General features: G+C 67.1%; 18 protein-coding genes. 6 read left to right on the top strand and 12 right to left on the bottom strand.

Features of this window, described 5'->3' with window-relative positions:
- Positions 1 to 56: 56 nt before the first annotated feature.
- Positions 57 to 3,644 carry a chromosome segregation protein SMC gene (smc, locus tag PUN51_RS13750; RefSeq protein WP_275181322.1) on the bottom strand — a complete coding sequence of 1,196 codons (3,588 nt, stop codon included), beginning with the start codon at positions 3,642 to 3,644 and terminating at the stop codon, positions 57 to 59.
- Between the two features lie 229 nt (positions 3,645 to 3,873).
- On the opposite strand from smc, the gene PUN51_RS13745 reads away from it, so the two are divergent.
- The 4 genes from PUN51_RS13745 (at position 3,874) to PUN51_RS13730 (ending at position 13,711) form a co-directional block, all read left to right on the top strand.
- The gene (locus PUN51_RS13745) at positions 3,874 to 4,896 is read left to right on the top strand and encodes a 3-oxoacyl-ACP synthase III (RefSeq protein WP_275181321.1); all 1,023 of its coding nucleotides are present in this window, start codon (positions 3,874 to 3,876) and stop codon (positions 4,894 to 4,896) included.
- Complete coding sequence (locus tag PUN51_RS13740) at positions 4,890 to 7,592, top strand: alpha/beta fold hydrolase (protein WP_275181320.1); 2,703 nt, start codon at positions 4,890 to 4,892, stop codon at positions 7,590 to 7,592. The genes PUN51_RS13745 and PUN51_RS13740 overlap by 7 nt, the downstream gene beginning before the upstream one ends.
- Entirely contained in the window at positions 7,589 to 8,560 is a 972-nt protein-coding gene (locus PUN51_RS13735) for an NAD-dependent epimerase/dehydratase family protein (RefSeq protein ID WP_159631730.1), read from the top strand. The genes PUN51_RS13740 and PUN51_RS13735 overlap by 4 nt, the downstream gene beginning before the upstream one ends.
- A gap of 393 nt (positions 8,561 to 8,953) precedes the next feature.
- Positions 8,954 to 13,711: a DUF4082 domain-containing protein gene (locus tag PUN51_RS13730; protein ID WP_275181319.1), complete on the top strand. Its 4,758-nt coding sequence runs from the start codon at positions 8,954 to 8,956 to the stop codon at positions 13,709 to 13,711.
- 14 nt (positions 13,712 to 13,725) lie between these two features.
- Here the strand turns inward: PUN51_RS13730 and PUN51_RS13725 are convergent, their stop codons facing one another.
- The 8 genes from PUN51_RS13725 to coaD all read right to left on the bottom strand — a co-directional run bounded on the left by PUN51_RS13725 (position 13,726) and on the right by coaD (position 19,913).
- On the bottom strand, positions 13,726 to 14,769 hold the full coding sequence (locus PUN51_RS13725; protein WP_275181318.1) for a TolB family protein: 1,044 nt from the start codon (positions 14,767 to 14,769) through the stop codon (positions 13,726 to 13,728).
- A complete protein-coding gene (locus tag PUN51_RS13720; protein ID WP_275181317.1) occupies positions 14,766 to 16,040 on the bottom strand; it encodes an MFS transporter in 1,275 nt (424 codons plus the stop codon). The genes PUN51_RS13725 and PUN51_RS13720 overlap by 4 nt, the downstream gene beginning before the upstream one ends.
- Before the next feature lie 2 nt (positions 16,041 to 16,042).
- Positions 16,043 to 16,687, bottom strand: coding sequence for a hypothetical protein (locus tag PUN51_RS13715; RefSeq protein WP_275181316.1), 645 nt, complete (start codon positions 16,685 to 16,687; stop codon positions 16,043 to 16,045).
- Between the two features lie 116 nt (positions 16,688 to 16,803).
- Positions 16,804 to 17,769 carry a bifunctional DNA-formamidopyrimidine glycosylase/DNA-(apurinic or apyrimidinic site) lyase gene (gene mutM / locus PUN51_RS13710; protein WP_275181315.1) on the bottom strand — a complete coding sequence of 322 codons (966 nt, stop codon included), beginning with the start codon at positions 17,767 to 17,769 and terminating at the stop codon, positions 16,804 to 16,806.
- 6 nt (positions 17,770 to 17,775) lie between these two features.
- Entirely contained in the window at positions 17,776 to 18,504 is a 729-nt protein-coding gene (gene rnc / locus PUN51_RS13705; RefSeq protein ID WP_224026410.1) for a ribonuclease III, read from the bottom strand.
- Between the two features lie 21 nt (positions 18,505 to 18,525).
- Positions 18,526 to 18,729, bottom strand: coding sequence for a 50S ribosomal protein L32 (rpmF, locus tag PUN51_RS13700; RefSeq protein WP_009356569.1), 204 nt, complete (start codon positions 18,727 to 18,729; stop codon positions 18,526 to 18,528).
- A gap of 36 nt (positions 18,730 to 18,765) precedes the next feature.
- On the bottom strand, positions 18,766 to 19,290 hold the full coding sequence (locus tag PUN51_RS13695; protein ID WP_275181314.1) for a YceD family protein: 525 nt from the start codon (positions 19,288 to 19,290) through the stop codon (positions 18,766 to 18,768).
- Between the two features lie 122 nt (positions 19,291 to 19,412).
- Entirely contained in the window at positions 19,413 to 19,913 is a 501-nt protein-coding gene (coaD, locus tag PUN51_RS13690; protein ID WP_159631722.1) for a pantetheine-phosphate adenylyltransferase, read from the bottom strand.
- 43 nt (positions 19,914 to 19,956) lie between these two features.
- On the opposite strand from coaD, the gene PUN51_RS13685 reads away from it, so the two are divergent.
- The gene (locus PUN51_RS13685) at positions 19,957 to 21,186 is read left to right on the top strand and encodes an aminotransferase class I/II-fold pyridoxal phosphate-dependent enzyme (RefSeq protein WP_275181313.1); all 1,230 of its coding nucleotides are present in this window, start codon (positions 19,957 to 19,959) and stop codon (positions 21,184 to 21,186) included.
- On the top strand, positions 21,186 to 21,974 hold the full coding sequence (locus PUN51_RS13680; RefSeq protein ID WP_275181312.1) for a spermidine synthase: 789 nt from the start codon (positions 21,186 to 21,188) through the stop codon (positions 21,972 to 21,974). Before PUN51_RS13685 ends, PUN51_RS13680 begins: the two co-directional genes overlap by 1 nt.
- Here PUN51_RS13680 and rsmD read toward each other — a convergent pair.
- The 3 genes from rsmD to PUN51_RS13665 are packed head-to-tail and all read right to left on the bottom strand — an operon-like array spanning position 21,971 to position 25,904.
- The gene (gene rsmD, locus PUN51_RS13675; RefSeq protein WP_275181311.1) at positions 21,971 to 22,615 is read right to left on the bottom strand and encodes a 16S rRNA (guanine(966)-N(2))-methyltransferase RsmD; all 645 of its coding nucleotides are present in this window, start codon (positions 22,613 to 22,615) and stop codon (positions 21,971 to 21,973) included. The two genes, PUN51_RS13680 and rsmD, sit on opposite strands and share 4 nt — an antisense overlap.
- Positions 22,616 to 22,657: 42 nt before the next feature.
- On the bottom strand, positions 22,658 to 24,928 hold the full coding sequence (locus PUN51_RS13670) for an ATP-dependent DNA helicase RecG (protein WP_275181310.1): 2,271 nt from the start codon (positions 24,926 to 24,928) through the stop codon (positions 22,658 to 22,660).
- Positions 24,918 to 25,904: a DAK2 domain-containing protein gene (locus PUN51_RS13665; RefSeq protein WP_159635397.1), complete on the bottom strand. Its 987-nt coding sequence runs from the start codon at positions 25,902 to 25,904 to the stop codon at positions 24,918 to 24,920. Before PUN51_RS13665 ends, PUN51_RS13670 begins: the two co-directional genes overlap by 11 nt.
- Positions 25,905 to 25,907 lie beyond the last annotated feature (3 nt).

The following is a 25,907-nucleotide window of genomic DNA, read 5'->3' as shown; positions in this document are numbered from 1 at the left end:
AGCTTCTCACAAACGGGCCGCCCGCTTCCGGCAGCCATCAGGCAGCTGACCAGCCGCTATACCTCGGCCCCCAACCGCTGGCTGATGACAGTGGAGACGCCGTCGCCCCTCATGGTGACCCCATACAGCGCGTCCGCCACTTCCATGGTCCGCTTCTGGTGCGTGATGACGATGAGCTGGCTGGATTCCCGGAGTTCTTCGAAAATGGTGATGAGCCGGCCGAGGTTAGTGTCATCCAGGGCCGCCTCCACCTCGTCCATGACGTAGAAGGGCGAGGGCCGCGCCTTGAAGATGGCCACCAGGAGCGCCACTGCGGTCAGGGAGCGTTCGCCGCCTGAGAGCAGGGACAGCCGCTTGATCTTCTTGCCGGCAGGGCGGGCCTCCACTTCGATGCCGGTGGTGAGCATGTCTGCCGGGTCGGTCAGGACCAGGCGTCCCTCGCCGCCGGGAAAGAGCCGCCCGAAAACCCGGACGAACTGGGCCCGGGTGTCCTCGAACGCTTCGGCAAAGACCCGCTGGACCCTGTCATCCACTTCCTTGATGATGTCCAGCAGATCCCGCCGGCTCGCCTTCAGGTCCTCAAGCTGGGTGCTGAGGAACTGGTGCCGCTCCTCCAGCGCCGCGAATTCCTCCAGCGCCAGGGGGTTGACCTTGCCCAGGCTTGCGAGGTCCCGCTCAGCCTTCCGCAGCCGTTTCTCCTGCTGCTGCCGGACATAGGGCTTGCCTTCCCGGATCTCTTCCCCGTCCGCGTCAACCGGGGCCCGCAGGGCCGCCCATTTGTCACCGGATTCCTCCGCCGGAACGGGCACCGGCACGTGCGGCCCGAATTCGTTGACCAGCGCTTCGGGGGTGATGCCCAGCTCATCCACGGAGCGGGTTTCCACCGCCTCGATCCGGGCGCGCTGCTGGGCCCGGGCGAGTTCGTCGCGGTGCACGTTGTCGGTGAGTTCGGCCAGCTCCCTGGCCAGGGCATCGTTCGCCTCCCGGATCTCCCGCAGCCCGCGGTCGCGGAGCTCGCGGTTCTCCTCGGCCAGATCCCGTTCGTGCCGCGCACGGTCCACGGAGACGTCCACATAGCCAAGAGCCAGTTCCACCCCCGAGGAAACGGCGGCCGCCCGCCGGGCCTGGATGCGACGGCGGCGGGCGCGCTCTGCCGCCTCCTCACGGGCGCGGCGTTCGGTGGCGGCGGCGCGTTCCAGGGACGCCACCCTGTTGCGGGTGGCCACCAATTGCTCTTCGGCACTGCGCAGCGACAACCGTGCCTCGACCTCGGCTGCGCGGGCGGCGGAGGCTGCACGCGCCAGGGCGTCGCGCTGCTCCGTGGACGGCTCCTCTTCCACCGGCGCTTCCTGCGCCGCGGCCAACCGGACAGCGACGGCGGCGAGCGCTTCCTCTTCCGCCGCGACGTTGCCTTCGGCCCGTGCCAGGGACGCTGCCAGCCGTTCGCTCTCGCCAACGGCGCTGCGCAGGACAGAGTTCAGGTGGCCCAGACGTTCGGCTACGGCGGCGAGGCGGGCGTCGGACTCGTGCAGTTTGTCGAGCGCTGCGTCCGCCTCCTCCTGCGCCCCTGTGCGCCGCGCCTCCGCGGCGGCCAGGGCAAACCTGTTCCGCTCCAGGTCCGCCGTGACCGCCGAAAGTCCGCGCTCGGCGTCGTCCACGGCCGCCTGCACCTCGAGGAGGGACGGCGCCTTGGCAGAGCCGCCCGTGGCGGAGACGGCAGTGAAGACGTCCCCTTCGCGGGTGACGGCGGTCATGTCCGGCAGTGCGGCAACCAGGGCAGCCGCGGCCTCGATGCCGGGTACGACGGCGGTCCGGGACAGCAGGTGCCGGACCAGGGCGACGTGCCCCGAAGGCCCATCGACCAGGCCGGCGGCCCACTGCGCTCCCTCAGGCAGCGTCACCTGCCCGCCATCCCCCAGACGGGGTTCCGCGGCCGATGCGAGGAGCAGCGACGCCCGCCCGGCGTCGTCGTCCTTGAGCCGCCTTAGTACAGCGGCCGCCGCCTCCCCGTCCTGGACGAGCACTGCCTCTGACGCTTCCCCCAGGGCGGCGGCGACGGCCGGCTCGTACCCGCCCTGCACGGTGATCCCGGCAGCGAGGCTTTCCTGCACGCCGGGGAGCCCGGACTCCAGCACGTGCCTGGCACCGTCCTTGCGGTCAAGGCCGAGCTTCAGGGCATCGAGGCGCGCGGCGAGGGCGTCCCGCTTGCGGACCCCCTCGTTGACGGCGGCTTTGAGGTCCGCGATCTCCCCCAGCACGGCGTCCAGGACATCGCTGGCGGCCTCATAGTCGGCGTCAAGGGATTCCTCTCCCTCCTCCACGCCGGCCACCTGGTTTTCCAGCGCCGTGAACTCGGCCTGGGCACGGGCCCGGCGTTCAGTTCCGGCGGCAAGGGATTCACGCAGCCTTCCAAGTTCCGCCTGGGCGGACTCCACCCGGGACCTGGCCGCCGCGACCTGGCCGGCCAGCCGCGCCAGGCCCTCGCGCCGGTCCGCTGCGGCACGGAGCTGCGCGGTGAGCCGCTGGTCCTCGGCCTGTGCGGCCCGCTCCGCTTCCACCTTCGCTGCGCTGGCCGCGTCCAGGGCGCTCCGCCTGGACTGGATGTCCTGTTCGAGTTCGGCCAGTTCCTGCCGCACCCGGGCTGCCTGGCGCTCCAGCTGTTCGGGGTCCCGGCCGGAAGACGGCGCGGCATCCTCGGAACCCAGCAGCCGGCTCCGTTCCGTGGCGAGCGAGCCGAGCGACCGAAGCCGTTCACGGGCCGTGGACAACCGGTACCAGGTGTCCCTGGCGGCATTGAGCCGCGGTGTGGCCTCGGCTGCGAGCTGTTCCAACGCTGCCTGCTGCCTGCGCCCGGCCTCGAGTTCCTGCTCGACGGCGGTCCGGCGCGCCTTGAGCGCCGCTTCGTCCGCCACATCCTGCTCCAGCGCCTGCTGCAGCTGCACCAGGTCGTCGGCGAGCAGGCGCGCCCGGGCGTCCCGGACGTCGAACTGGACCCGCTGCGCGCGGCGGGCCACCTCGGCTTGCTTCCCAAGGGGCGTGAGCTGCCGCCGGATCTCCCCGGTGAGGTCGGTCAGGCGCTGGAGGTTGGCCTGCATGGCCTCGAGCTTCCGTACCGTCCGTTCCTTGCGGCGCCGGTGCTTGAGGATCCCGGCAGCCTCCTCAATGAAGCCGCGGCGGTCCTCGGGAGTGGCGTGCAGGACGCGGTCCAGCTGGCCCTGGCCCACGATGACGTGCATTTCCCGGCCCAGGCCGGAATCGGAGAGCAGTTCCTGGATGTCCAGCAGGCGGCAGCCTGCGCCGTTGATGGCATATTCGGACCCGCCCGTCCGGAACAGCGTCCGGGAGATCGTGACTTCGCTGTACTCGATGGGGAGTGCGCCATCGGTGTTGTCGATGGTGAGCGAAACGTGGGCGCGGCCCAGCGGCGGACGCCCGGACGTGCCGGCAAAAATGACGTCCTCCATCTTGCCGCCGCGCAGGGTTTTGGCCCCTTGCTCGCCCATGACCCACGCCAGGGCGTCCACCACGTTGGACTTGCCGGATCCGTTGGGACCCACGACGGCGGTGACGCCGGGTTCGAAGTCGAAGGTGGTGGCGGACGCAAAGGACTTGAACCCCCGGACGGTGAGGCTTTTGAGGTGCAAGGCTTTTCTGGTCTCCTGGAGCGGGTGGGGCATTTTGCTGGAACCGGGTTACTACAATCTACTGCGCAGGACCGACATTTCCCGGCAGCAGCACCCGGGAACCGGCACGGGCACCGGGGGTGGATATGCGTGTTCCGGCACTGCAAAGGCATAGTTAAGCTCTTGAGCCTGCGCAGATGTGGGTACGGTCACCGCAGGAACGCGGGACGAAAACGAAGAGGGGCTTGAATTGGCAGGTAATGCAACCTTCCGCCACAGCAACACCGCGCTGCTCTCAGTGAGCAGCGTCGAGGCTCCAAGGATTGTGAGCTCCACGGACTTTGACCGGCGGCTGGCATCGACCCTGCAGCGGCTCAAGTTTCCGCCGCGGCTGCTTGAGCGCGTGGCGGGCATCACGCACCGCCGGTGGTGGGCTGCCGGAACGTCGTTCGACGACGCCGCGGTGGAAGCCGGCGCCAAGGCCCTCGCCGAGGCCGGCATCGAAGCCTCCGACGTCGGGCTGCTGATCAACACCTCGGTGACCCGGCGCAACCTTGAACCCTCAGTGGCGGTGAAGATCCACCACAGCCTGGGCTTGCCGTCGTCGGCCATGAACTTCGACCTTGCCAACGCCTGCCTGGGCTTCGTGAATGCCCTGACCCTGGCAGCCAACATGATCGACTCGGGCCAGATACGGTACGCCGTCATTGTCAACGGCGAGGACGCCCAGCTGACGCAGGAGGCCACCCTGGCCCGGCTGCAGCGTCCCGAGACAACGCGCGATGACTTCAACCGGGAGTTCGCCACCCTGACCCTGGGATCCGGGGCGGCCGCGGCCGTCCTGGGGCCCGCCGACGAGCACCCGGGAGCACACCGGGTGGTGGGCGGCGTAATGCGCGCCGGCACCGAGCACCACGAGTTGTGCGTGGGCGGCATCGACGGCATGAACACCGACACGAAGGGGCTGCTCGACGGCGGCCTCCAGCTCGTGGTCGATGCATGGCAGGAAGCCCAGCCCGAATGGGACTGGGCCGCGATGGACCGCTACGTCACGCACCAGGTCAGCAACGCCTACACCCAGGCCATCATCGATGCGATCGACCTGGACCCGGACAAGGTGCCCATCACGTTCCCGCACTGGGGCAATGTGGGTCCGGCATCGCTCCCTATGACGCTCGCAGCCGAGGCGCAGTCGTTGGGCAGCGGTGACAGGGTGTTGTGCATGGGCGTCGGATCCGGCCTGAACACCGCAATGCTGGAAATCGTTTGGTGATCGCGGACTGGCCGGGCGTCAACCCCGAGTGGTCGCGCCACATCGATGTCCCCTCCACATCGGGGGCTGACTTCCCCGGCACGGTGCGCCGCTGGCACCTGCTGGACAACGGCGGGGAACTGGCACGCCGCGGCCTGGCTCCCCAGGGAACCCTGTTGTGCGTTCACGGCAACCCCACGTGGTCCTACCTGTGGCGGAGCCTGCTGGCCGCCGGTTCGGATCCCGCGCACCCGTGGCGCGTGGTGGCCGTGGACCAGCTGGACATGGGTTTCTCCGAGCGGACCGGGACCTTCCGGCGGCTGGCGGACAGGATCAACGACCTTGGCGACGTGACCGCCGCCCTGGACCTGGCAGGGCCCGTGGTCTCGGTGGGCCACGACTGGGGCGGGGTCATCAGCCTCGGCTGGGCGCTGGCCCACACCGACCAACTGGCCGGCGTGGTCCTGACCAACACCGCCGTCCACCAGCCCGCCGGCTCCCCCATCCCGCCGGCGCTGCGCCTTGCCCTCCACCCTGCCGTGCACCGGTGGGGCACCACCACTACCGATGCTTTCCTGCGGGTGACGCATTCGCTGGCACACCCGCCGCTGCCCGCGGACGTGCGGAACGCCTTCATGGCCCCGTACCGCAGCGCCCCACGCCGTGCGGGGGTGGGCAACTTCGTGGCGGACATTCCCGTTGACGCCTCACACCCCAGCTTTGCTGCCCTCAACGGCGTCGCGGACGGCGTGCGCGGCCTTGAGGTGCCGGTCCTGATGCTGTGGGGCCCACGGGACCCCATCTTCTCCGACCGCTACCTGAAGGATCTGCTCACCCGCCTCCCTCACGCGGACGTGCACCGCTACGAGGATGCGGGGCACCTGGTGGCAGAGGACCGGAACATCGCGCCGGCGGTCTTCGACTGGCTTGCCGGCCGCGTCACGCACGGCGGCGACAGTGTAGCGGACCCTGGCCCAGCTGCTGAAGGCGACGCGGTCACTGGACCCGCCGCCCCGGCTGACGGCCGTGGCTTCACGCCCTTGTGGACGCTTCTTGGGGAGCTGGCCGGCGGACCGTCCGCGGGCGGAAGGGCCGTCGTCGAAATGGCACCGGATGGCACGGTGGCCCGCTCCCTCACCTGGCGGCAGCTGGAAGAAAGCGTCGGGCACCTCTCCGCAGGCCTGCAGGGGGCCGGCGTAGGACCGGGCAGCCGGGTGAGCCTGATGGTCCCGCCCGGGGTGGACCTGACCGTGGCCCTGTATGCCTGCCTGCGGCTGGGAGCCGTGGTGGTGGTTGCCGACGCCGGCCTGGGCACCAGGGGGCTGAGCCGGGCGGTCAAGGGAGCGACGCCCGATGTCCTGATCGGGATTGACAAAGCCCTTGCCGCTGCCCGGGCACTGGGCTGGGCGTCCAGGCGCATCAGTGTGCAGGACCTGCCGGCAGGTCCGCGCCGGCTCCTCGGGGTGGAGACCTCACTCGCCGCCCTGGCGAGGGCAGGCGCGGGGCGTGCCGCTGCCGGCACCGCTCCCGCCTCCAGCCCGGACGCGGACTCCCCCGCCGCCGTCCTTTTCACGTCCGGCTCCACCGGTCCCGCCAAGGGCGTGCTGTACACCCACCGGCAGCTTGCGGCCATGCGGGACACCGTGGCGGGAACCTTCGGCATCAAGCCGGGCCAGAAGCTGGTGGCAGGCTTTGCGCCGTTCGCCTTGCTGGGGCCGGCGCTGGGAACCGTGTCCGTAACGCCGGCCATGGATGTCACAGCGCCCCGAACCTTGACCGCGCGCGCTCTGGCCGATGCTGCAGCGGCCATCGACGCCACGGTGGTCTTCGCGTCCCCTGCCGCCCTGCGCAACGTCGTCGCCACCCGGGACGGCCTCAGCCCGGAGGGCACCGCTGCCCTCCGCCGCGTCCAGCTGCTGCTCTCTGCCGGCGCACCGGTTCCGGAACCTCTCCTTGCGGAGGTGCAGCGGCTGCTGCCCGCCGCCTCGTTGCATACCCCCTACGGCATGACCGAGGCCCTGCCTGTCACCGATATCAGCCTCGAACAGATCCAGGCCGCGGCGGCCGACGCCGAAGCCGGAAGAACGCCAGGGGCCGGCAACGGCGTCTGCGTAGGGCATCCCGTCCAGGGCGCCCGCATAGCCGTGATCCCGTTGGCGGCCGACGGTACCGCCCCGGGGGCCGAGCCGGTGACGGAACCGGGGGTAACGGGGGAAATCCTGGTCAGCGCGCCGCACGTCAAGGACGGCTACGACAGGCTTTGGCTGACCGGGCAGGCGAGCGCCGGGCCGGCCGGCTGGCACCGCACCGGAGATGTGGGCCATTTCGACGCCGATGGCCGCCTGTGGGTGGAAGGGCGCCTGGCGCACATCATCACGGCGCCCCCTGGAGTGGTCACTCCGGTCGGCGCCGAACAGGCCATCGAACGGCTGGACGGTGTTCGGATGGCAGCCGTCGTGGGCGTGGGGCCCGCGGGCACCCAGGCCGTCGCCGCCGTCGTCGAAACCGTACCGCCGGCCCGTAAGGCCGGCCCTGCGGGCACGGAACTGGCCAGGAAGGTACGGAGCGCCGCCCAGGGTGCAGGCGTGTCCGTGGCGGCAGTCCTGGTTGTCCCCGCGCAACCCACCGACATCCGCCACAACGCAAAGATCGACAGGTCGCGGCTGGCCCAATGGGCCTCGTCAGTGCTGGCCGGCGGCAGGCGGGTTGCGCCGTGAAAATCCTGGTCACCGGGGCAAGCGGCCTGCTGGGGCGGGAAGTGGCAGGGCTGCTGGTGCGCAGGGGCCACGCCGTCACCACCTTCCAGCGGCGTCCCTCAGGGGTCGACGGCGCGGCGGACCATTGCGGTTCGCTCACCGACGACGCCGCCGTCAGGACTGCCGTGGGGGACACCGAGGCAGTCATCCACCTCGCGGCCAAAGTATCCTTCACCGGCCGGGCCGACGAGTTTGACCGCGTGAACGTGGAGGGAACGCGGCGCCTGGTCCTGGCGGCGCGCGAAGCCGGAGTCAGCGACTTTGTATTTGTCTCCTCACCGTCGGTGGCCAATTCAGGCGCCGCCATCGCCGGACTCGGCGCAGAACCGGCCGATCCGGCACGCGCCCACGGCGACTACGCCCGCACCAAAGCGCAGGCGGAGCTTTTGGCCCTCGACGCGGACGCCCCGGGCTTCCGCGTCGCCGCCGTGCGGCCGCACGTGGTCTGGGGACCCGGTGACACCCAGCTGGTGGAACGCGTGCTGGCGCGGGCGGCCCGGAACCGCCTGCCGCTGCTGGATGCGGGCGCTGCGCTTATCGACACCACGTATGTGGACAATGCGGCGGCGGCGATCGTTGCGGCCCTGGACCGTATCAGTGAAATCCACGGGAGGGCGCTGGTTGTCACCAATGGCGAACCGCGGCCGGTAGGCGAACTGATTGCCGGCATCTGCGCCGCCGGGGGCGTTCCCGCGCCGTCGTGGTCCGTACCGGGAAAGCTTGCCCGGATTGCGGGATCAGTGGTGGAAAAAGCGTGGCCCAGGCTCGGCAAAGAGGACGAACCGCCCATGACCAGGTTTCTTGCTGAACAGCTGTCCACGGCACACTGGTTCGATCAGCGTGAGACCCAAAAACTCCTTGCCTGGACTCCCGCCGTCTCCATCGATGAAGGCCTTGAGCGGCTGGCGGACTACTACCGCTCCCGCTGAGCCGCTTCACCGGCGCTGGGGCGCCAGGCTCCCGTGACGTTGCCGGGACAGCTCATGGGCGCAGGGCTCATATCCCGGTGACGACGGGGCCCCAGGGGCCTGTGTGGATTTCCACACACCTGCCCGAAATGGTTTTCCATTTCCTGCAGGCGCGTCCCGGCCGCCCCTAGACTCTCGCTTACAGGGCTGCCTGCTGGCTGGCGTTGGTGGTCTCGAAGGTCTTTCGGACCGGTTCCCGCCAACGCCTTCCAACTGCCAGTGCAGACAGCTCCGGTTATTGGGTCCTGACGCAGGGACAACTGAATATCTTGGTTTGGCTGCCCCGGGGGGAGCGGCTTTCGGCAGGGACGCCAATGTCCCGCCGATACCTTCGCTTCAACCCAGGAGTTCACAATGCCCGCATCGAAGGCGCATCACCGGCTGGTCCTGAAAAGGACAGCTGCCACGTTGGTACTCGCTCTTCTTGCAGCATTGCTTCCCGCATTTGCACCCCTGGGAGTCCTCCAGTCCGCCTACGCCGCGGACCCTTGCGCGCCGCTGCTCAATCCCATTGCGTGCGAGAATTCGAAGCCGGGCAGCCCGTCCTCGGAATGGGACATCGACGGAGCCGGTGACAGCACCCTGCAGGGCTTTTCGACGGACATCAGCGTCAACGCGGGCCAACCGCTGCAGTTCAAAATCGATACAACCGCCAGCAACTACACCATCGCGATCTACCGGACCGGGTGGTACCAGGGACTTGGTGCCCGGAAGGTCGCCGATGTGGTTCCCTCCGCGCTCCGGCAGGCCCAGCCGCAATGTACGTCGGACGTGGCCACCGGACTTTACGACTGCGGCACGTGGGCCGTCTCCGCCACGTGGCAGGTCCCGTCCACAGCCGTCTCCGGCATCTACCTTGCAGTCCTCAACCGTCCCGACACCGGCGGCCGGAGCCACATCACCTTCATCGTCCGCAACGACAGCAGCCAGGCCCCTGTGGTCTTCCAGACCTCCGACCCGACCTGGCAGGCCTATAACACCTACGGCGGTTCCGATTTCTATGAAGGCGGCAGCAACGGGCGCGCCTACAAGATCAGCTACAACCGGCCCGTCGCCACCCGCAGCGGTCCCGATGGACGTGACTTCTACTTCAGCAATGAGTACCCCCTGGTCAGGTTCCTCGAAAAGAACGGCTATGACGTCTCCTACATCAGCGGCGTGGACACTGACCGGAACGGTTCGCTGCTGCTCAACCACAAAGTGTTCCTGTCCGTGGGCCACGACGAGTACTGGTCCGGCGCCCAGCGCGCCAATGTCGAGAAAGCGCGCGATGCCGGAGTGAATATGCAGTTCCTGTCCGGCAATGAAGCCTACTGGCGCACCAGATATGAACCATCGAAAACGGACGGGGCGGCGTACCGCACCCTGGTCTCCTACAAGGAAACCTGGTCGAACGCCAAAATCGACCCGAGCACTGAATGGACGGGAACGTGGCGCGATCCCCGCTATGCCGCACCCGCCAATGGCGGCGGACGGCCGGAGAACGGCCTGACAGGCACGATGTACATGTCCAACTTCACGGACCTGCCGGTCACGGTGAGCGCAGCGGAGGGGAAGTCCCGTCTATGGCGCAACACGTCCCTTGCCTCGCTCCCCGTGGGAGGCTCCGCCCAACTTGCGCCCCACACAGTGGGCTACGAATCGGACGAAGATCTGGACAACGGTTTCAGGCCTGCAGGACTGGTCAGGCTCTCCACCACTACCGGGGCCGTGGACCAGTACCTGCAGGACTTCGGCAATACCGTGAAGCCCGGCACAACAACCCATAACGTCACGCTGTACAAGGCCGCCAGCGGGGCCTTGGTGTTCTCTGCAGGCAGCGTGCAGTGGACCTGGGGGCTCGACCAGCAACATGACGGCCCCGGCGCGGCTCCTGATCCCCGGATGCAGCAGGCGCAGGTCAACCTTCTGGCGGACATGGGAGCCCAACCCGCCACTCTTGACGCGGCATTGACGGCTGCGAGCGCCAGCACCGACACAGCAGGACCGACGGTGTCCATCACCTCCCCCGCAGACGGCACCACCATCGCGCACGGATCGTCCGTGACGGTATCCGGAACCGCCACCGACACCGGGGGCATCGTGGCCGGCGTCGAGGTGTCAACGGACGGCGGCAACACCTGGCACCCTGCCCAGGGAAAGCAGAACTGGACGTACACCTACATCCAGAAGGGCCTGTCCACCGCCAGCATCCGGGTCCGGGCAATCGACGACAGCGCGAACGCCGGCACCGCGGCTACCCGGAGTATTTCGCTTAGCGGCCCGTACACCGTCTTCGGGCAGCAAGTCCCCGCGGTGGACGACGGCCAGGACGGCGGAGCCTACGAACTCGGCATGAAGTTCACCCCCACCACCGACGGTTTCATTACCGGCGTGCGCTTCTACAAGAGCACGTCCAACACCGGAACCCATGTCGGTTCGCTGTGGAGCCCTGACGGACAGCGGCTTGCCAGCGCTACTTTCGCTTCCGAAACCGCAACCGGCTGGCAAAAGGTTCTCTTCACCCAGCCTGTGGCTGTCACCGCAGGGACGACCTACACCGTCTCCTACACCGATCCGAAAGGACATTACGCGGTCAAGGACTACCAGTGGGCGTACTTCGGCTTCAGCGATCCGCCCATGACGGTGGCGGGAGGATTCGGAAGCCCGGCGGCAGGCGTCTACGGCAGCCCTGATACGTATCCGTCCGCCTCGTACGGCAACGGAAACTACTTCGTGGACGCAGTCTTCGACACCACGGACAACACTCCCCTGACGGCCTCGGGACAGTGGCCGTTGCCGGGATCCTCAAGCGTTCCCCAGTCGACCACCGTGGGCGCTGTATTCTCCAAGCCCGTGACGGCCTCCAGCGTACAGCTCAACCTCACGGCCGCGAACGGTACCCAGGTGGCCGGAACAACGGTGTACGACTCCGTGAGCCGCAAGACGACCTTTACGCCGTCCTCCCCGTTGGCGCTGGCGACGACGTACACCGCCGTACTCTCGGCGACTGCTTCCACGGGCGGCACCCTGACGGCGGGAGGGACGTGGTCGTTTACGACAGTCGTCTCTCCACCGACCCCCGGCACCTGCCCATGCAGCTTCTACGACGACTCGGTCCAGCCCGGCATCCCGGAGGTCAAGGACGGGACGCCGCTGACCCTGGGCATACGCTTCTCCAGCACCGCTGACGGCACTGTGACCGGCGTGCGGTTCTACAAGTCGGCAGGCAACACCGGAACCCACACCGGAACGCTCTTCTCGGGGTCGGGCACCGCCCTGGCGACTGTCACGTTTGCGAATGAGTCAACCTCGGGATGGCAGACGGCCTACTTCAACCAGCCAGTGGCAATGACCGCAAACACCGAATACATCATGGCGTACAAGAGCACCACCGGCACGTATTCGGCCACTGTCAACGGCTTTGGTTCCGGCCTCTCGTCGGGCAACCTCCGGGCGGTGTCCGACGCCGGAGCCTACTCCTACACCAGCGATTTCCCGGCCAACCGCTCGACAACGAGTTACCTGGTGGACGTCGTGGTCCAGTATCCGGATCCGCCGTTCACCGCGACCGGCCAAACGCCGCTTCCCGGCTCGTCGAGTGTTCCCCTTAACACCCTGGTATCGGCGACGTTCTCCAAGCCGGCCACAGCCTCAACGGTTGCCCTGGTCCTTACCGGGCCTGATGGTGCGGGAGTGCCAGGGGCCACGGCTTTCGACTCCACGGCCGGAAAGGTGACCTTCACACCGTCCGTTCCCCTGAACCCGTCCTCAACCTACACGGCAACCGTCACTGCCACGTCCAGCACAGGGCAGCAGCTCAGCGCCGGCGGCAGCTGGACCTTCACCACGGTTCCTCCGCCACGGGTCGAAGGCACGTGCCCCTGCACGCTCTACCAGGACACGGTGACGCCCACCACCCTCGAGGTCAAAGACGGTGTCCCGCTGTCACTGGGAGTGCGGTTCGCCAGCTCCGCCAGTGGCAACATCACCGGAATCAGGTTCTACAAAGCCGCTGGAAACACCGGAACGCACACGGGAACGCTGTTCACCGCGGCAGGGCAGCAACTGGCCAGCGTCACGTTCTCCGGGGAATCCACCGCCGGGTGGCAAACGGCAACCTTCAGCCAACCAGTGGCCATAGCCGCCGACACTGAATACATAGCCGCCTACAAGTCCCCCACCGGCACCTACTCCTACACCCAGGGCGGGTTCTCCACCGGCTTCACCAGTGGCCCGTTGCGCACCACGCAGGGCTCGGGCGGATACTCGTACAGCAGTGATTTCCCCGGCAACTCGTCCAGCAACAGCTACCTTGTGGACGTGGTCTTCACAAGCACAGCCACAGCGTCGCTGACGGTCAGCTCCCTCTCACCCGCAGCTAACGCAACGGGGGTGGCGGTGGACACCAAACCCGCACTGACGTTGTCAGCGGCGGTACAGCCGGGCTCGGCGTTGCTGCTTTCCACCGGAGGAACCAGCATTACGGGCAGTTCCGCCCTGTCGGCCGACGGGCGGACCATCACTTTCAGCCCCGCGCAACTCCTGCCGGCGGGCGCTGCCATCACGGCAAGCGCCAGTAACGTGGTTTCCACGAGCGGCGCCGTCCTCGCGCCCACCTCCTGGCAGTTCACCACCGCGAGCCCCCCGCCACCCAGCCAGACGCTCTTCTCCAGCATTCAGCCGCAGGTTGCGACGTCTACGGAGACCCGGGCCATCGATCTGGGTACTGCGTTCCGGACCACGGCGCCCGGGACGGTTACTGCCCTGCGCTTTTACAAGGGGCCAAACAATACCGGAGTCCATACGGGCGCCCTGTGGGATCCGTCCGGCGTCAAGGTGGCGGGGGTGACCTACGCGAACGAGACAGCGAGCGGATGGCAGACAGCCGTCCTCTCAACGCCCGTCAGGCTCACGGTGGGGTCCACGTATGTGGTGTCCTACAACGCCCCAGCGGGCAAGTACTCGTACACCAGCAACTTCTTTACCAAAGACTGGACCAGCGGGGTGCTCGTGGCTCCAGCCGCAAAAAACGGTCTCTTCAGGTATGGGACGGGAACGGCTGTGCCCAACCGGACATCGTCCGGCACCAACTACTTTGTCGACGTTGTCTTCGCGCCGGATCCGGCCTGAACGACCGCCGCGAATCAGCGGACAACGGAGGGTGACCAGGCATGTTCGATGAACAGCACAGGATTGGCGGCCGGGTCCACGCCGATCTGCCAGATATCGCTGTCGCCCGCCTCATCGGACCGCGGAAGTCCATAAAGCAGGGTGGCGTTGTCGAGCCACTCCACCTGGTCATCAACACTCGCTGTCTCCCGAAGAACGGTCTCACTGCCGCTGGCCAGGTCAAGGACAGCGATATTCCAATGGGGATCGAGCGGGCCGGCGGCATTCTTTTTGTAGGCCACGCGTGTTCCGTCCGGAGAGATGGAGGGGCACTCCGCTCCGTCGTAGACAGCAGTAAGGGTGCGTTCCGAAACGCTGCCCTCGACCAACCAGATACGGCCGCTGGATGCAGCCGTGGCATAAAAGGCATCCGGTTGGCCGGGGACGAACGTCACCCCCCAGATGTTGCGGTCGTTGGCCATGACCCTTTCTCCGTTCACCACCAGGGCAAACTCCTCCAGGCTGCCCGATTCACTGCCGGCCCCGAGCGGGGTGATCGAAGTTTCGGTTGAAAAACCTGCGCCGGCGTAGGAATGGCCTGTGACGAAGACTGTGGTGGCGACCGAGTTTCCCGTGCTGTCAATCCTGGCCCGGCTGGGTATGCCGCGCAGCGCCCAACTGCGTTGTTGCTGCCAATTCCTGTCGTACAGGGAAGCCTCAAAACGGGTAACGAGGCCCCGCTGGGTGCGCAGGCAGATGACTGCGCTCCTGGTTCCATAGGTCCGGTCGCAGTCCACGCCGCTGACCGCACGGGCGCCGGCCGGATCGGACAAGGAAACCGTGGCGGCCTGACCGTAGGCCTGGCCCGAGGCCGTGTTGCGGAAGAGGACGAACGGTTCCGCGGGCAACGGAGACCCTCCCGCGGAGACGTCGGATTCGGAGGCCGCCGCCTGGCTTTCCTGGAAACGCTGGACGGCTTGGAAGGCGAAGAAACCGGCTCCCGCAAGGGCCATGGCAGCGACAAGCAGCAGTACGGCCCACCGGCCTTTGTCACCGGTGGGCCTGGCACGAAGGATCATGCATGCACCTTAGCTGCTTTGGCGCGGCCAAGGAGCAGCGGCGAGGCCAGCACCGCGAGGGCCAGCAGGCAACCCACGAGGATCAGAGCTGCGGTGGGCCCCACCGCGAACCACAGGACACCGAATCCGGCCGAAGCAACCATCCTGCTCACCGCCACAACCGTCTGGGCTGCACCTATTCCTGTGGCCAGACGCTCCGGAGAAACCAGTTGGCTTGCCAATGCGGTCAGGACCCCGTCAGTCGCCGCGTAAAAGATGCCGAGGAGGACCAGGCACCCTGCAACTGCTCCTGCGCCCGTGAAAGGGAGGGCAGCCAGCAGGTAGCAGGCCAACAGGGCAAGGTGGCCGGCGACGAACACCTTGGTCCGTCCCCAGCGGTCGGCGAGCCTCCCCAGCGGGATGGCCAGCGCCAGGAAGACGGCGTTGGTGCCCACGTACAGCATCGGAAACCATTGCAGTTCGAAGGCATTGCGGTCCTGGAGTGCCAGGTAGATGAATCCGTCACCGACCGTTAGCAGGCCAAAAAGTCCCGCGGTAATCAGGAGGCGGCCGAGTCCGCTGCGGTGCAGCGTCCTCCACCGGATGATGGGTGCAGGACCCGCCTTTCTGCTTCCGGACGCGGTGCGCAGTTTTAGGGCCGGCAAGTCCGGGACAAATAGCGCCAGTGCCGCCACACCAATCACGGCAAAGGCCAGGGAAACCACAAAGACGGTGGAATATCCGGATGGTATGAGAAGCAGGATGGCGGCGGCCAGCAGGGGACCGAGCGCCGCGCCGACGGTGTCGAGCATGCGGTGGACGCCGAAATGCCGTGCAAGGTGCTCAGGCTGCGCGTTGACTGTGATCAGGGCGTCCCGCGGCGCGGTCCGGATTCCCTTGCCGATCCTGTCCGCGGTGATAGTGCCGGTGAGGCTCCAGAATCCCCCGGCAAAAAGCAATGCCAACCTCGCCGTGGCGGACAGGCCGTAACCGGCCAGTGCAACATATTTGGGCCGGCCGGCGCGGTCCGAATACCATCCGGCCGCGATCCGGACCAGCGAACCCGCGCCCTGGTTGATACCGTCCAGGACACCGAACGCGATCACCGAGAGGCCCAGGTAGCCTGTGAGGTACAGGGGAAGAACCGCCGCCACTGACTCCGAGGAGACATCGGTAAACAGGCTGACGATACCGAGCCAAACGATGGTCGGGGCGAACCTGAAGGGAACAGCAGTGCGTGCCTGTTCTGTCCCGCCTTGGCCGACGTTACGGTCAGAGACGGAAATATACATGCTTACTTACCCGCACTGGTGTGGAATCTTCCGAGCAGGCTGAAGTGGGTGGCGCCGGTTCCCGTGCTTGTGGCGGAAACAGTTATCTGGTCCTTGCCCCGGACAAGATTTATAGCAGCCCCGCCCTGGCCGGCCTGGGCAGCTTCGCTTCGGAATCCAGTCTTGAACAGGCTCTGTTGGAAGTGGGCAAGGGCCTGGTCGATAGTCAGCGGAGTGATGCCCTCCGCTGTGAACTCCATGGCCCCCTCCCCCGGACTTACGGCGGTGAAGACCGGCACGGTCTTGTCCGGAAAAGAAACAATGTTGGACGGAAAGCCCCGGACTACCGAATTCCTCGCCGAGGCCGCCGCCGGAAGCGGGGCCCGCACCAGCGGGGCCGGAGCGGCGGGCAGTGGAAGGGCGCGCGGCGGTGCCTGGACGGGTGGCAGAACTTCCAGTGGCCGTTGCCCCTGCCCGGAACGGGATGCAGCAGGCAGGGACGCCTGCGGCTGGCTGAGCGCGGCAACTCCTCCGGTTTCCGTGGACGCCAGCATTACTGCCGACGTCTTCAGGGGTTCAGCCGTGGCCTGGTTCAGCACCAGGGCAACGCCGGCCAGCGCGACGGCTGCACCCGCCCCTGTAAGACACAAACGTTTCAGGACCGTCATGAGGGCCACCTCGTGCTGGTGAATGGAACCGCGGGCTTCATCACCCCAGTGTTCCAGCGGATTCCACATTCAGGAACCGCAGAATCCGCAGAGTCCCTCCGTTTCGTCAGGCCAAGTTACCAGCGGCCGTTGCGCGGCCGTGGCTGGCAGACCGGGCAGGTGTGGGACGACCGGTTCATGAACTGGTCCCGCCGAATGATCGCGTTGATCCCGGCTGCGGCACACCGCTTGCACGGCTCGCCCTGGCGGCCATAGGCGCTGAGGGACCGGTCAAAGTAGCCTGAGGCGCCGTTGACGTTGACGTACAGCGAGTCGAAGCTGGTTCCTCCTGCGGCGAGGGCATCGAGCATGACCTCCCGGGCGCTGTCCAGGACGCGCCGCGCCTCGCTGCGGCGAAGGGTGTCGGTGGGCCGGGCGAAATGCAGGCGGGCCCGCCACAGGGCTTCGTCGGCGTAGATGTTGCCAATGCCGGACACCAGCCCCTGGTCCAAGAGTGCCCGCTTCAAGCCCGTCTTCCGTTTGCGGAGGCGTTGGTAGAAGAGGTCGAAGGAAAAGGACGGGTCCAGGGGGTCGCGCGCGATGTGGGCAGCTTCCGCGGCGATCAGCGGAAGGGGGGACTCTGCCAGGCCGCCGGGGCCGTCGTCGTCCGTGGGTACTAAAGCGGTAACGAACAGGCCGCCGAAGATCCGCTGGTCCACGAACCGCAGCTGGTCCGGCATGCCCTCCCGTGGACTCAGGCGGAGGCGGACCTTGAGGTGCTTTTCATCGGGGACGTCCGGATCCTGCATCAGGAGTTGCCCGCTCATCCCCAGATGTGCCATGAGCGCGACTTCCGGTACCGGTGCGGTCCCAGGATTTTCCGGTGCAGCGGAGCCGTCCGTCAGCGGCATCCAGAGGAACTTGCCGCGGCGCACGACGTCGGACACCGTTGCACCCTCAAGGTTGCCGGCAAAGTCCCCGGGCCCAAGGGCATGGCGCCGGACAGAGCGCGGATCCAGGACGTCGACAGCACTGATGGTCCGGCCGCGGACCCAGCTCACCAGGCCGCGGCGCACCACTTCGACCTCGGGCAGTTCAGGCATGGAACACTACGTGGCGGTCACGGAGCCCGCGGACGTGCCGGCTGCACTCCGTGTCTCGGCGCCCGAAAGTACACGCCAGGCGTCGGCCGCGGCTTCCTGCTCCGCTTCCTTCTTGGAATGCCCGGAGCCCTTGCCGTAGGCCGTTCCACCGATGTTCAGCACAGCGGTGAAGGTGCGGGCATGGTCCGGGCCGGAGCCATCCACTGCGTAATGGATGCTGCCCAGCTGCCGGCTGGCCGCGAGTTCCTGGATGCTGGTCTTCCAGTCGGTGCCGGCGCCCAGGACGGCGGCATCCTTCAGCAGCGGTCCGATCAGCCGCATGACCAGCTGCCGCGCGGTCTCGATGTCGTTGGAGACGTAGGTTGCCCCGATCAGGGCCTCCATGGTGTCCGCGAGGATGGATGCCTTGTTTTTGCCGTGGGTAAGTTTCTCGCCCTGGCCCAGGTAAATGTACTCACCAATGCCCAGGCTGCGTCCGATGCCCGCAAGGGCACGGGTGCTGACGACGGCGGACCGGCGCTTGGCGAGTTCGCCTTCGGGCAGGTCCGGGTTGTCCCGGTACAGGGCATCAGTGACGGAAAAGCCCAGGATGGAGTCGCCCAGGAACTCGAGGCGCTCGTTGGTGGGGATACCGCCGTTCTCGTACGCGTACGAGCGGTGGGTAAGCGCAAGACGAAGCGTCCCGGCGTCAATAGAGACACCGAGACGCTTCAGAAGCTCTTCAGTTGAAGACATCAGTCAGCCTGTTGGGGCCGATTAGACGTCAGCGACCTTGCGGCCCTTGTACTCAAGGAACAGCGCGGTGCCAGCAGAGTCGGTAACGACCTTTGCCTGGTGCGGCAGGCTGTAGGTGACCTGGCCGTTCTCAACGGTCTTCACCAGGTGGGGGGCGGTCGCCTTCCACTGCGAGCGGCGGGCGCGGGTATTCGAGCGAGACATTTTCCGCTTGGGAACAGCCACGGCTAACTCATTTCTCTCTAGACAAACACGTACAAATCAATTTTGCCGGTCAGGCTTAGCCATATCAGCTAGGGCAGCCCAGCGAGGATCCAGGACCTCGTGGTGGTGCCCCGGCTCGTCTTCCAGGCGAACTCCACATTCGGAGCAAAGGCCCTGGCAGTCTTCCCGGCACACCGGCTGGAACGGCAGATTGGTGACAACCGCGTCCCGCAACACCGGTTCAAGATCGATTACATCGTGCTCGACTCGACGTTGCTCTTCATCTTCTTCTCCATCCGAGAGCTCAGTGCCCTCGTAGAAGAAAAGTTCTTGCACATTGACCTCAAGGTCATACGCAAGGGGATCCAGGCATCGGCCGCACTCGCCGGTTACTTCGGCGATAACGGTTCCTGATACCAGAATTCCTTCGTGTACGGCCTCCAGCCTCAGGTCGAGCTCGACATCCGAGCCTTCCTGAACACCAATGAGCGCCACACCAAGATCACCCGGTGCGGGTACATGTTCCTTCAGTGTCCGCATGCTTCCCGGGCTGCGCCCGAGGTCCTTGACGTCGAACGCCAAGGGCGAACCAGCATCTCTGTTAATGAGAACTCCTGTTGAACATATGACCGACGTACCATCTTAGCCTGAAGAGCCATGGTGACTCAAACCGGCAGCGGGCAGCGCCGAAGTACCGATCCAGCCTACCGCTTTGGCTGCTGATCCGGCGAAGGCTCGCCGGAAACCATGCGCCGGTGCACCGACCGGGGCACATAGTCCGAGACGCTGCCGCCCAGGACAGCCACCTCCTTGATCAGGGTGGAGGACAGATGGACGTAGCTGGCCTCTGCCGGGAGGAAGACCGTCTCCACCCCGCTCAACTGCCGGTTCATGGTGGCCATGGGAAGCTCGTAGTCAAAGTCCGACGACGACCGCAGTCCTTTGACAATGGCGGAGACACCACGCTGGCGGCAGTACTCCGCCAGGAGCCCCTCACCCACCGGTTCCACCACGATTCCTTTAAGCGACGCCAGGGTCTCGCGCGCCATCTCCAGCCGCTCTTCCAGGCTGAACATGTACTTTTTCGCATAGTTGGTGGAGATGGCCACAATGACCTCGTCGAAAAGACCGGCAGCCCGTGCAATGACTTCGAGATGGCCGTTGTGGATGGGGTCGAAGGATCCGGGGCACACAGCGCGTCTCATGCTCCGAACCTACCTCATGGAAAGGCCGGGATACCATGACTGGATGCATCGAGCACGGGAACTTTCCACACCCCTGGCACCTGCTCCGTGGCAGCGCACCGCGCTCGGAGCAAACCTCCTGGCCCCGGACGGCGGACTCGGAGTCACCATCTTCGAAGAGATGACCACCCTGGCCGTCCAGACGGGGGCCATCAACCTGGGACAGGGCTTCCCCGATGAGGACGGGCCGGCGGAAATCAGGGAGGCGGCGCGGGCCGCCATTGCGGCCGGTGCCAACCAGTACGCACCGGGCAAGGGCCTTCCGGAACTCCGGGAGGCGGTGGCCGCGCACCAGGAGCGCTTTTACGGGCTGGCGCCGGACCCGGCAACGGAAGTCATCATCACTACCGGGGCTACCGAGGGCATCGCCGCCTCCTTGCTGGCGTTCGCCGGGCCGGGCGATGAAGTCCTCACGTTTGAACCGTTCTACGACTCCTACGGCGCGGTGATTGGACTCTCCGGAGCCACCCACACCACTGTCCCCCTGGCGGCCCCGGACTTCATGCCGGACCTGGCGGCGCTGGAGGCAGCCTTCAACGAACGGACGCGGGTGGTGCTGCTGAACAACCCGCACAATCCCACGGGAGCCGTTTTTCCGCCGGCAATCCTGCAGCGGGTGGTGGATCTTGCGGCCAGGCACGGCAGCATGATCATCACCGACGAGGTGTACGAGCACCTCACCTTCGGCGTGAGCCATACCCCCGTGGCCACTCTTCCGGGCGCCGCTGACCGGACCATCACCATTTCCTCCGCCGGCAAGACGTTTTCCCTCACCGGCTGGAAGATCGGCTGGCTGAGCGGCCCCGGGGAACTGGTCGCGGCGGTCCGGACGGTAAAGCAGTTCCTCACCTACAGTTCCGGCACCCCCCTCCAGGCAGCGATCGCCCGGGGACTGGCCCTGCCGGATGGCTTCTACACCGGCATCGCCTCTGCTTTGGAGCAGAAGCGGGACATTCTCAGCGCGGGGCTCCGGGCTGCCGGCTTTGACGTCTTTTCTCCGCAGGGAACCTACTTCGTCAATGTGGATACAGCCCCGCTGGGCATCACGGACGCGCTGGACCTGGCCCGGCGCCTGCCGGCACTGGTGGGGGTCGCCGCCATCCCTGTTCCGGTCTTTTGCCACCCGGAAGGCGCGGAACGGACACGAAGCCTGCTCCGCTTTGCCTTCTGTAAGAGGACCGAAGTCCTGGAGGAGGCCGCCGAGCGGCTGGCAACCCTGCGCGGCAGGCTCTGATGTCCGGCCGCGGCGGCAGTGGCGCCAGCCGCTTCCTGCGGACCACCGGCCAGCACGCCACGATCGAACCCGACGCCTTTACCGATGGCGGCTACGTCCTGCGCATCGGCGGCGCCGAACAGTCACACGTCAACCTTGACCGGCCGGAAGACATCTTCTACGAGTACCTGCGCCGGATCGGGCACCTGGTGGATCTGGCGGCACCGGCCGGGGAACCGATCAGGGCGCTCCACCTGGGGGCAGGGGCTCTGACGCTGGCGCGGTACATCCAGGCGACCCGTCCGGGCTCGACCCAGTACGCGGTGGAGCTGGAACGTGAACTGCTGGACTTTGTCCTGCGGCACCTTCCGATGCCCGAGGGGACAAACCTGACCACCGTCATCGGCGATGCCCGCGAAGCACTCGGTGCGCTTGACCCGGGCCTCACGTTCGACGTCGTGATCCTGGACATCTTCTCCGGCCCGGAGGCACCGGCGCACATCGCCAACAGCAGTTTTTACCGCGAGGCCGGGGAGCGCCTGGGCCCGGAAGGGCTCCTGATCGTGAATGTGGGTGACGAGCCGGCGCTCACGCTCGTCAGGAGCCAGGTGGCGGCGATGCGCGGGGCCATGGCCGATGTGGGCGCCGTTGCCGAGGCCGGCATGTTCCAGGGCAGGTATCCGGGAAACATCATCCTTGCGGGGACCCAGGGCCCCTGGCCGGAATCGTGGACAGCTGAGCTGACATCGCGCGGCCCCCACCCCGCAAAGGTCCTGGCCGGAGTGGACCTGGACCCTTTCTCGGCCTAGGCGCCCGGGGACTCAGCCCCGTCAGCGTCCGCCAGGTCACCGTCAGCCAAGTCACCGGGGGCGATGGCGTCAGGAACAAACGGCTCCGCAAACCACAGCCTGGTCTCCCCGTATTTCTTTTCGGCGAACCTGGTCATCCCCTCCGGCCAGCCCGGTTCCGGCGACCGCGAGGAGCGTTCCACCACCACCACGGCTCCGGGGCCCAGGTGGACCGCGAGCTTCTGCAGCACCGCCGACAGCGTGCCGTCCTCCAGCGGATACGGCGGGTCCAGGAACACCAGGTCCCAGGCGGCCGTTGCCGCCGCGCGGTCAAGGAACGGCTCCACCTTGGAGCGGTGGACGGTTACGGTTTTCTGGCCCAGCACTCCATTGATGAGGTCAGCGTTGCGCTGGCACACGGCGCTGGCCTTGGCGTCCGACTCGACCAGGTCCACCGCCCGCGCTCCCCTGCTGCCGCTTTCCACGCCCAGGGCACCGGAACCGGCATAAAGATCCAGCACCCGGGCGCCGGCGATCACGTCGAAGGCATCGAGGCGGGAGAAGAGCGCTTCCTTGACCCGGTCCGTCGTAGGCCGGGTCAACGATCCTGGAACAGCTGCCAGCGGTGTGCCGCCGGCGGCCCCGGAGATGATCCGCGTCACGGCGCCCACCGCGATCCGGCGGCGCCCGGTGCGCCCTCGTTGCTAACCGCGTTCAAGGAACGCCTCCTTCTCGGGGTTGAGGTACTGCTCAATGGCATCGGCGAGGCCGGGGTGGCCGGCCAGCAGCGGGTCACCGCCGACGATTGCCTGGGCGTCGTCCCTGGCCCGGGCTATTACGTCTTCGTGTTCGAGGACCCGCAGCAGCTTCAGGGTGGACCGGCCGCCGGACTGGGAAGCACCAAGGATATCGCCCTCGCGCCGCAGCTTGAGGTCTTCCTGCGACAGGACGAAACCGTCAGTGGTTGCAGCCACGGCCTCCAGCCGCCTCCGACTGGGGTGGCCGGGTTCAAGGGCGGTGACCAACAGGCAGGTTCCGGGCAGCCCGCCGCGGCCCACCCGCCCGCGAAGCTGGTGCAGCTGGGAGATCCCGAACCTGTCGGCGTCCAGGATCACCATCAGGGTGGCGTTGTGCACATCCACCCCCACCTCGATCACGGTGGTGGAGACGAGCAGTTTGATGCGGTTGGCGGTGAACCCGGCCATGGTGTCCGTTTTCACCTCGGGGTCCTGGCGCCCGTGAAGGGGCGCCAGCGGAACCCCCGCCAGTGAGGGCTCAGCCAGCAGGTGGTCCACGACGGCGGTGACGGACGCCAGTTCCCTGGCCTCCTCCGCCTCCACCCCCGGTGGTGCGGCCTCCCCGGGGCTGAAGTCGCCGTCGTCGTCCGTTCCGATCTTGGGACAGACCACGTACACCTGGTGGCCGGCGTCGATCTCCTCCCGGGCGCGCGCCCAGATCCGTCCCGCCCAGGCGGGGTTCTCGGCGAGGCCCACGAGATGGGTGGTGATGGGGGCCCTGCCCTTGGGCAGTTCATCGAGGGTGGAGGTTTCGAGGTCACCGAACACGGTCATTGCCACGGTGCGCGGAATAGGGGTGGCGGTCATGACCAGCAGATGCGGCGGCTTCCGGGCCTTGGCCCGCAGTGCATCGCGCTGTTCCACTCCGAAGCGGTGCTGCTCGTCCACCACGATCAGGCCCAGGTCGTAGAACGAGACGTTGTCGCTGAGGAGCGCGTGGGTGCCGATGATGATCCCGGCCGTCCCTGAGGCCGCATCCAGCATGGCTTGCTTCCGTGCCGCCGTGGGCATGGACCCGGTCAACAGGGTGACCTGGACGGACGGCCCGTTGCCTCCGGCCAGGCCGCCCAGGAGTCCGTCGCTGGACAGCGGACCCAGTGTGCGGCGGATGGAGTCGTAATGCTGGGCTGCGAGCACTTCGGTGGGGGCCAGGAGCGCGGCCTGGCCGCCGGCGTCCACCACCTGGAGCATGGCCCGCAACGCCACGACGGTCTTTCCGGAGCCCACTTCGCCCTGGAGCAGCCGGTTCATCGGCGTGTCCTGCGCCAGCTCCCCGGCGAGGGTCCTGCCGACGGCGGCCTGGCCGGCCGTGAGGGTAAAGGGCAGCGCCTGGTCGAAGGCAGCCAGGATGCCTTCGCCGACAGGGCGCCGGGCGGTGGCTTCCTCCGCGGCGAGCTGGGCCCGGCGCCGGGCAAGCGCTGACTGCAGCACCAGGGCTTCCTGGTAACGGAACCGGTCGCGGGCACGCTTCCAGTCGGCGGCGGTTTCAGGCACGTGGATGAGTCGGTAGGCGTCGGCCACGGGCAGGAAGTTTTCCCTGGCCGCGACCAGCGGGGGCACCGGGTCCGGCACCGCGCCCAGGTCCGAGGTCTCAAGCAGCGTGGCGATCACCTTCTGGATCTTCCAGCTGGGCAGCTTGGCCGTGGCCGGATAGACCGGGATGGGCATGGCCGCAAGCTTTTCAGGGTCCTGGCCCCCATCGCTGAACGGATCCTCGTCCAGGAGCTGGAAGTCCGGGTTGGTGAGCCCAAGCTTCCCTTTGAAGCTGGTAACCCTGCCCGAAAACAGGGCGCGGCGTCCCTGCAGGAGTTCGTTTTTCGCCTTGAACCCGTTGAAGAAGCTGATTTTGAGGGTCCCCGGAACTTTTCCCTTGTAATCGCGGCCACCCACCAGACGAAGCCCCTGCTGCCCGTCGTCATCGGAAACGATGACGTCGGTGATGGTCCCGCGCCGTGCCTGCATATGCCGGGTGCTGCTGGACAGAACCCTGGCAATGAGGGTGACGTCCTCATCCAGCGGCAGCTCCGTGATGGGCGTCAGCTCACCGCGGCTCATGTAGCGGCGCGGGAAGTAGTTGAGGAGGCCCTGCACGGTGGTTATGCCGAGATGTTTCTCAATGACTGCCGCCGAACGCTTCCCGATCCGCCGCTCCAGGGCCAGTTCCAGCTCAGCGTTCATGCCCGCCGGTGTTCACCGCATCCGCATCAGGATCCCTGGGCAGCGCCAGTTCGCTGATGGTGATCTGGGAGGGCTCGCCCAGGGACCGGATGATTGCTGCAGCCGGGGCAGCGTCCGGCACGTGCACGTGGACCCGCCATCTATAGTTCCCTTCGGCGTCCGGCCCGTTGCCAACCTGGCTCATGATCACGGACTCGCCAATCTCGTCCAGCCGCTGCCGGAGGGTTGCGGCGTTCAAGGGCGAAAGGCTGATGGTGCACATGACTTCCACGCCGTCGTCGTCCGGCATGGAGGTGTGGATGTGGGGATCGGAGACATCGTAGCCGTGCAGGCCGTCCAGGAGCTCGCCCTGCAGTTCCTGTCCCATGACGGCTGAGCGGAGGCAGTCGAGGATCAACAGCATCCCCACGCCGCCGGCGTCCACCACCCGGGCAGACTGGAGTGCATCGAGCTGCTCCTCGGTGTGGATCACGGCAGCCAGGGCTCCCTCCACGGCTGCGTCCAGCGCCAGGCCCAGGGCGTGGTTGCTGTCATCGCCGTCCTGGCCGGCGTCGACGGCCCCAGCCGCACGGGCTGCCGCCTCCATCACCGAAAGCATGGTTCCCGGAACGGGATCACTCAGCGCAGACCAGGCGCGGATCTGGGCACGGTTCAGGGCTGCCGACAGGAGGGTGGACGTCAGCCGGGTGTGCCCGGCCAGTGGCTCGGCGGCTGCGCACAGGAAGACGGAAAAGAGGGTTCCGGAATTTCCCCTGGCCTCCTCCATGGCTGCCTGCCCGGCCTTGGAAAGAACTTCCCCGACGTCCACAGGGGCCGGCTGGTCCGCGTCCAGCACCAGCGACCGGGCGGCAGCGCGGACCGTGAGGTAGAGGTTGGTGCCGGTATCGCCGTCAGCGACCGGGAAGATGTTGATGGCGTTGAGCCGGTCGCTGTGGTTTCCCAGGGCAGTTTCAGCCTTGCCCAGCCACCTCTTCATCGC

The organism is Arthrobacter sp. NQ4, from assembly GCF_029077345.1.
Lineage (GTDB): Bacteria > Actinomycetota > Actinomycetes > Actinomycetales > Micrococcaceae > Arthrobacter.
Note: the sequence above shows the minus strand (reverse complement) of the source record. Positions and strands in the feature narration are given on the sequence as shown.

Bases quoted from the DNA above. Each gene is read 5' to 3' on its own strand.
- PUN51_RS13730 (WP_275181319.1), top strand. From the start codon at position 8,954: ATGCCCGCATCGAAGGCGCATCACCGGCTGGTCCTGAAAAGGACAGCT.
- PUN51_RS13685 (WP_275181313.1), top strand. From the start codon at position 19,957: ATGCATCGAGCACGGGAACTTTCCACACCCCTGGCACCTGCTCCGTGG.
- PUN51_RS13665 (WP_159635397.1), bottom strand. From the start codon at position 25,904: ATGAAGAGGTGGCTGGGCAAGGCTGAAACTGCCCTGGGAAACCACAGC.
- PUN51_RS13725 (WP_275181318.1), bottom strand. From the start codon at position 14,769: ATGATCCTTCGTGCCAGGCCCACCGGTGACAAAGGCCGGTGGGCCGTA.
- mutM (WP_275181315.1), bottom strand. From the start codon at position 17,769: ATGCCTGAACTGCCCGAGGTCGAAGTGGTGCGCCGCGGCCTGGTGAGC.
- PUN51_RS13680 (WP_275181312.1), top strand. From the start codon at position 21,186: ATGTCCGGCCGCGGCGGCAGTGGCGCCAGCCGCTTCCTGCGGACCACC.
- PUN51_RS13670 (WP_275181310.1), bottom strand. From the start codon at position 24,928: ATGAACGCTGAGCTGGAACTGGCCCTGGAGCGGCGGATCGGGAAGCGT.
- coaD (WP_159631722.1), bottom strand. From the start codon at position 19,913: ATGAGACGCGCTGTGTGCCCCGGATCCTTCGACCCCATCCACAACGGC.
- PUN51_RS13715 (WP_275181316.1), bottom strand. From the start codon at position 16,687: ATGACGGTCCTGAAACGTTTGTGTCTTACAGGGGCGGGTGCAGCCGTC.
- PUN51_RS13720 (WP_275181317.1), bottom strand. From the start codon at position 16,040: ATGTATATTTCCGTCTCTGACCGTAACGTCGGCCAAGGCGGGACAGAA.
- rnc (WP_224026410.1), bottom strand. From the start codon at position 18,504: ATGTCTTCAACTGAAGAGCTTCTGAAGCGTCTCGGTGTCTCTATTGAC.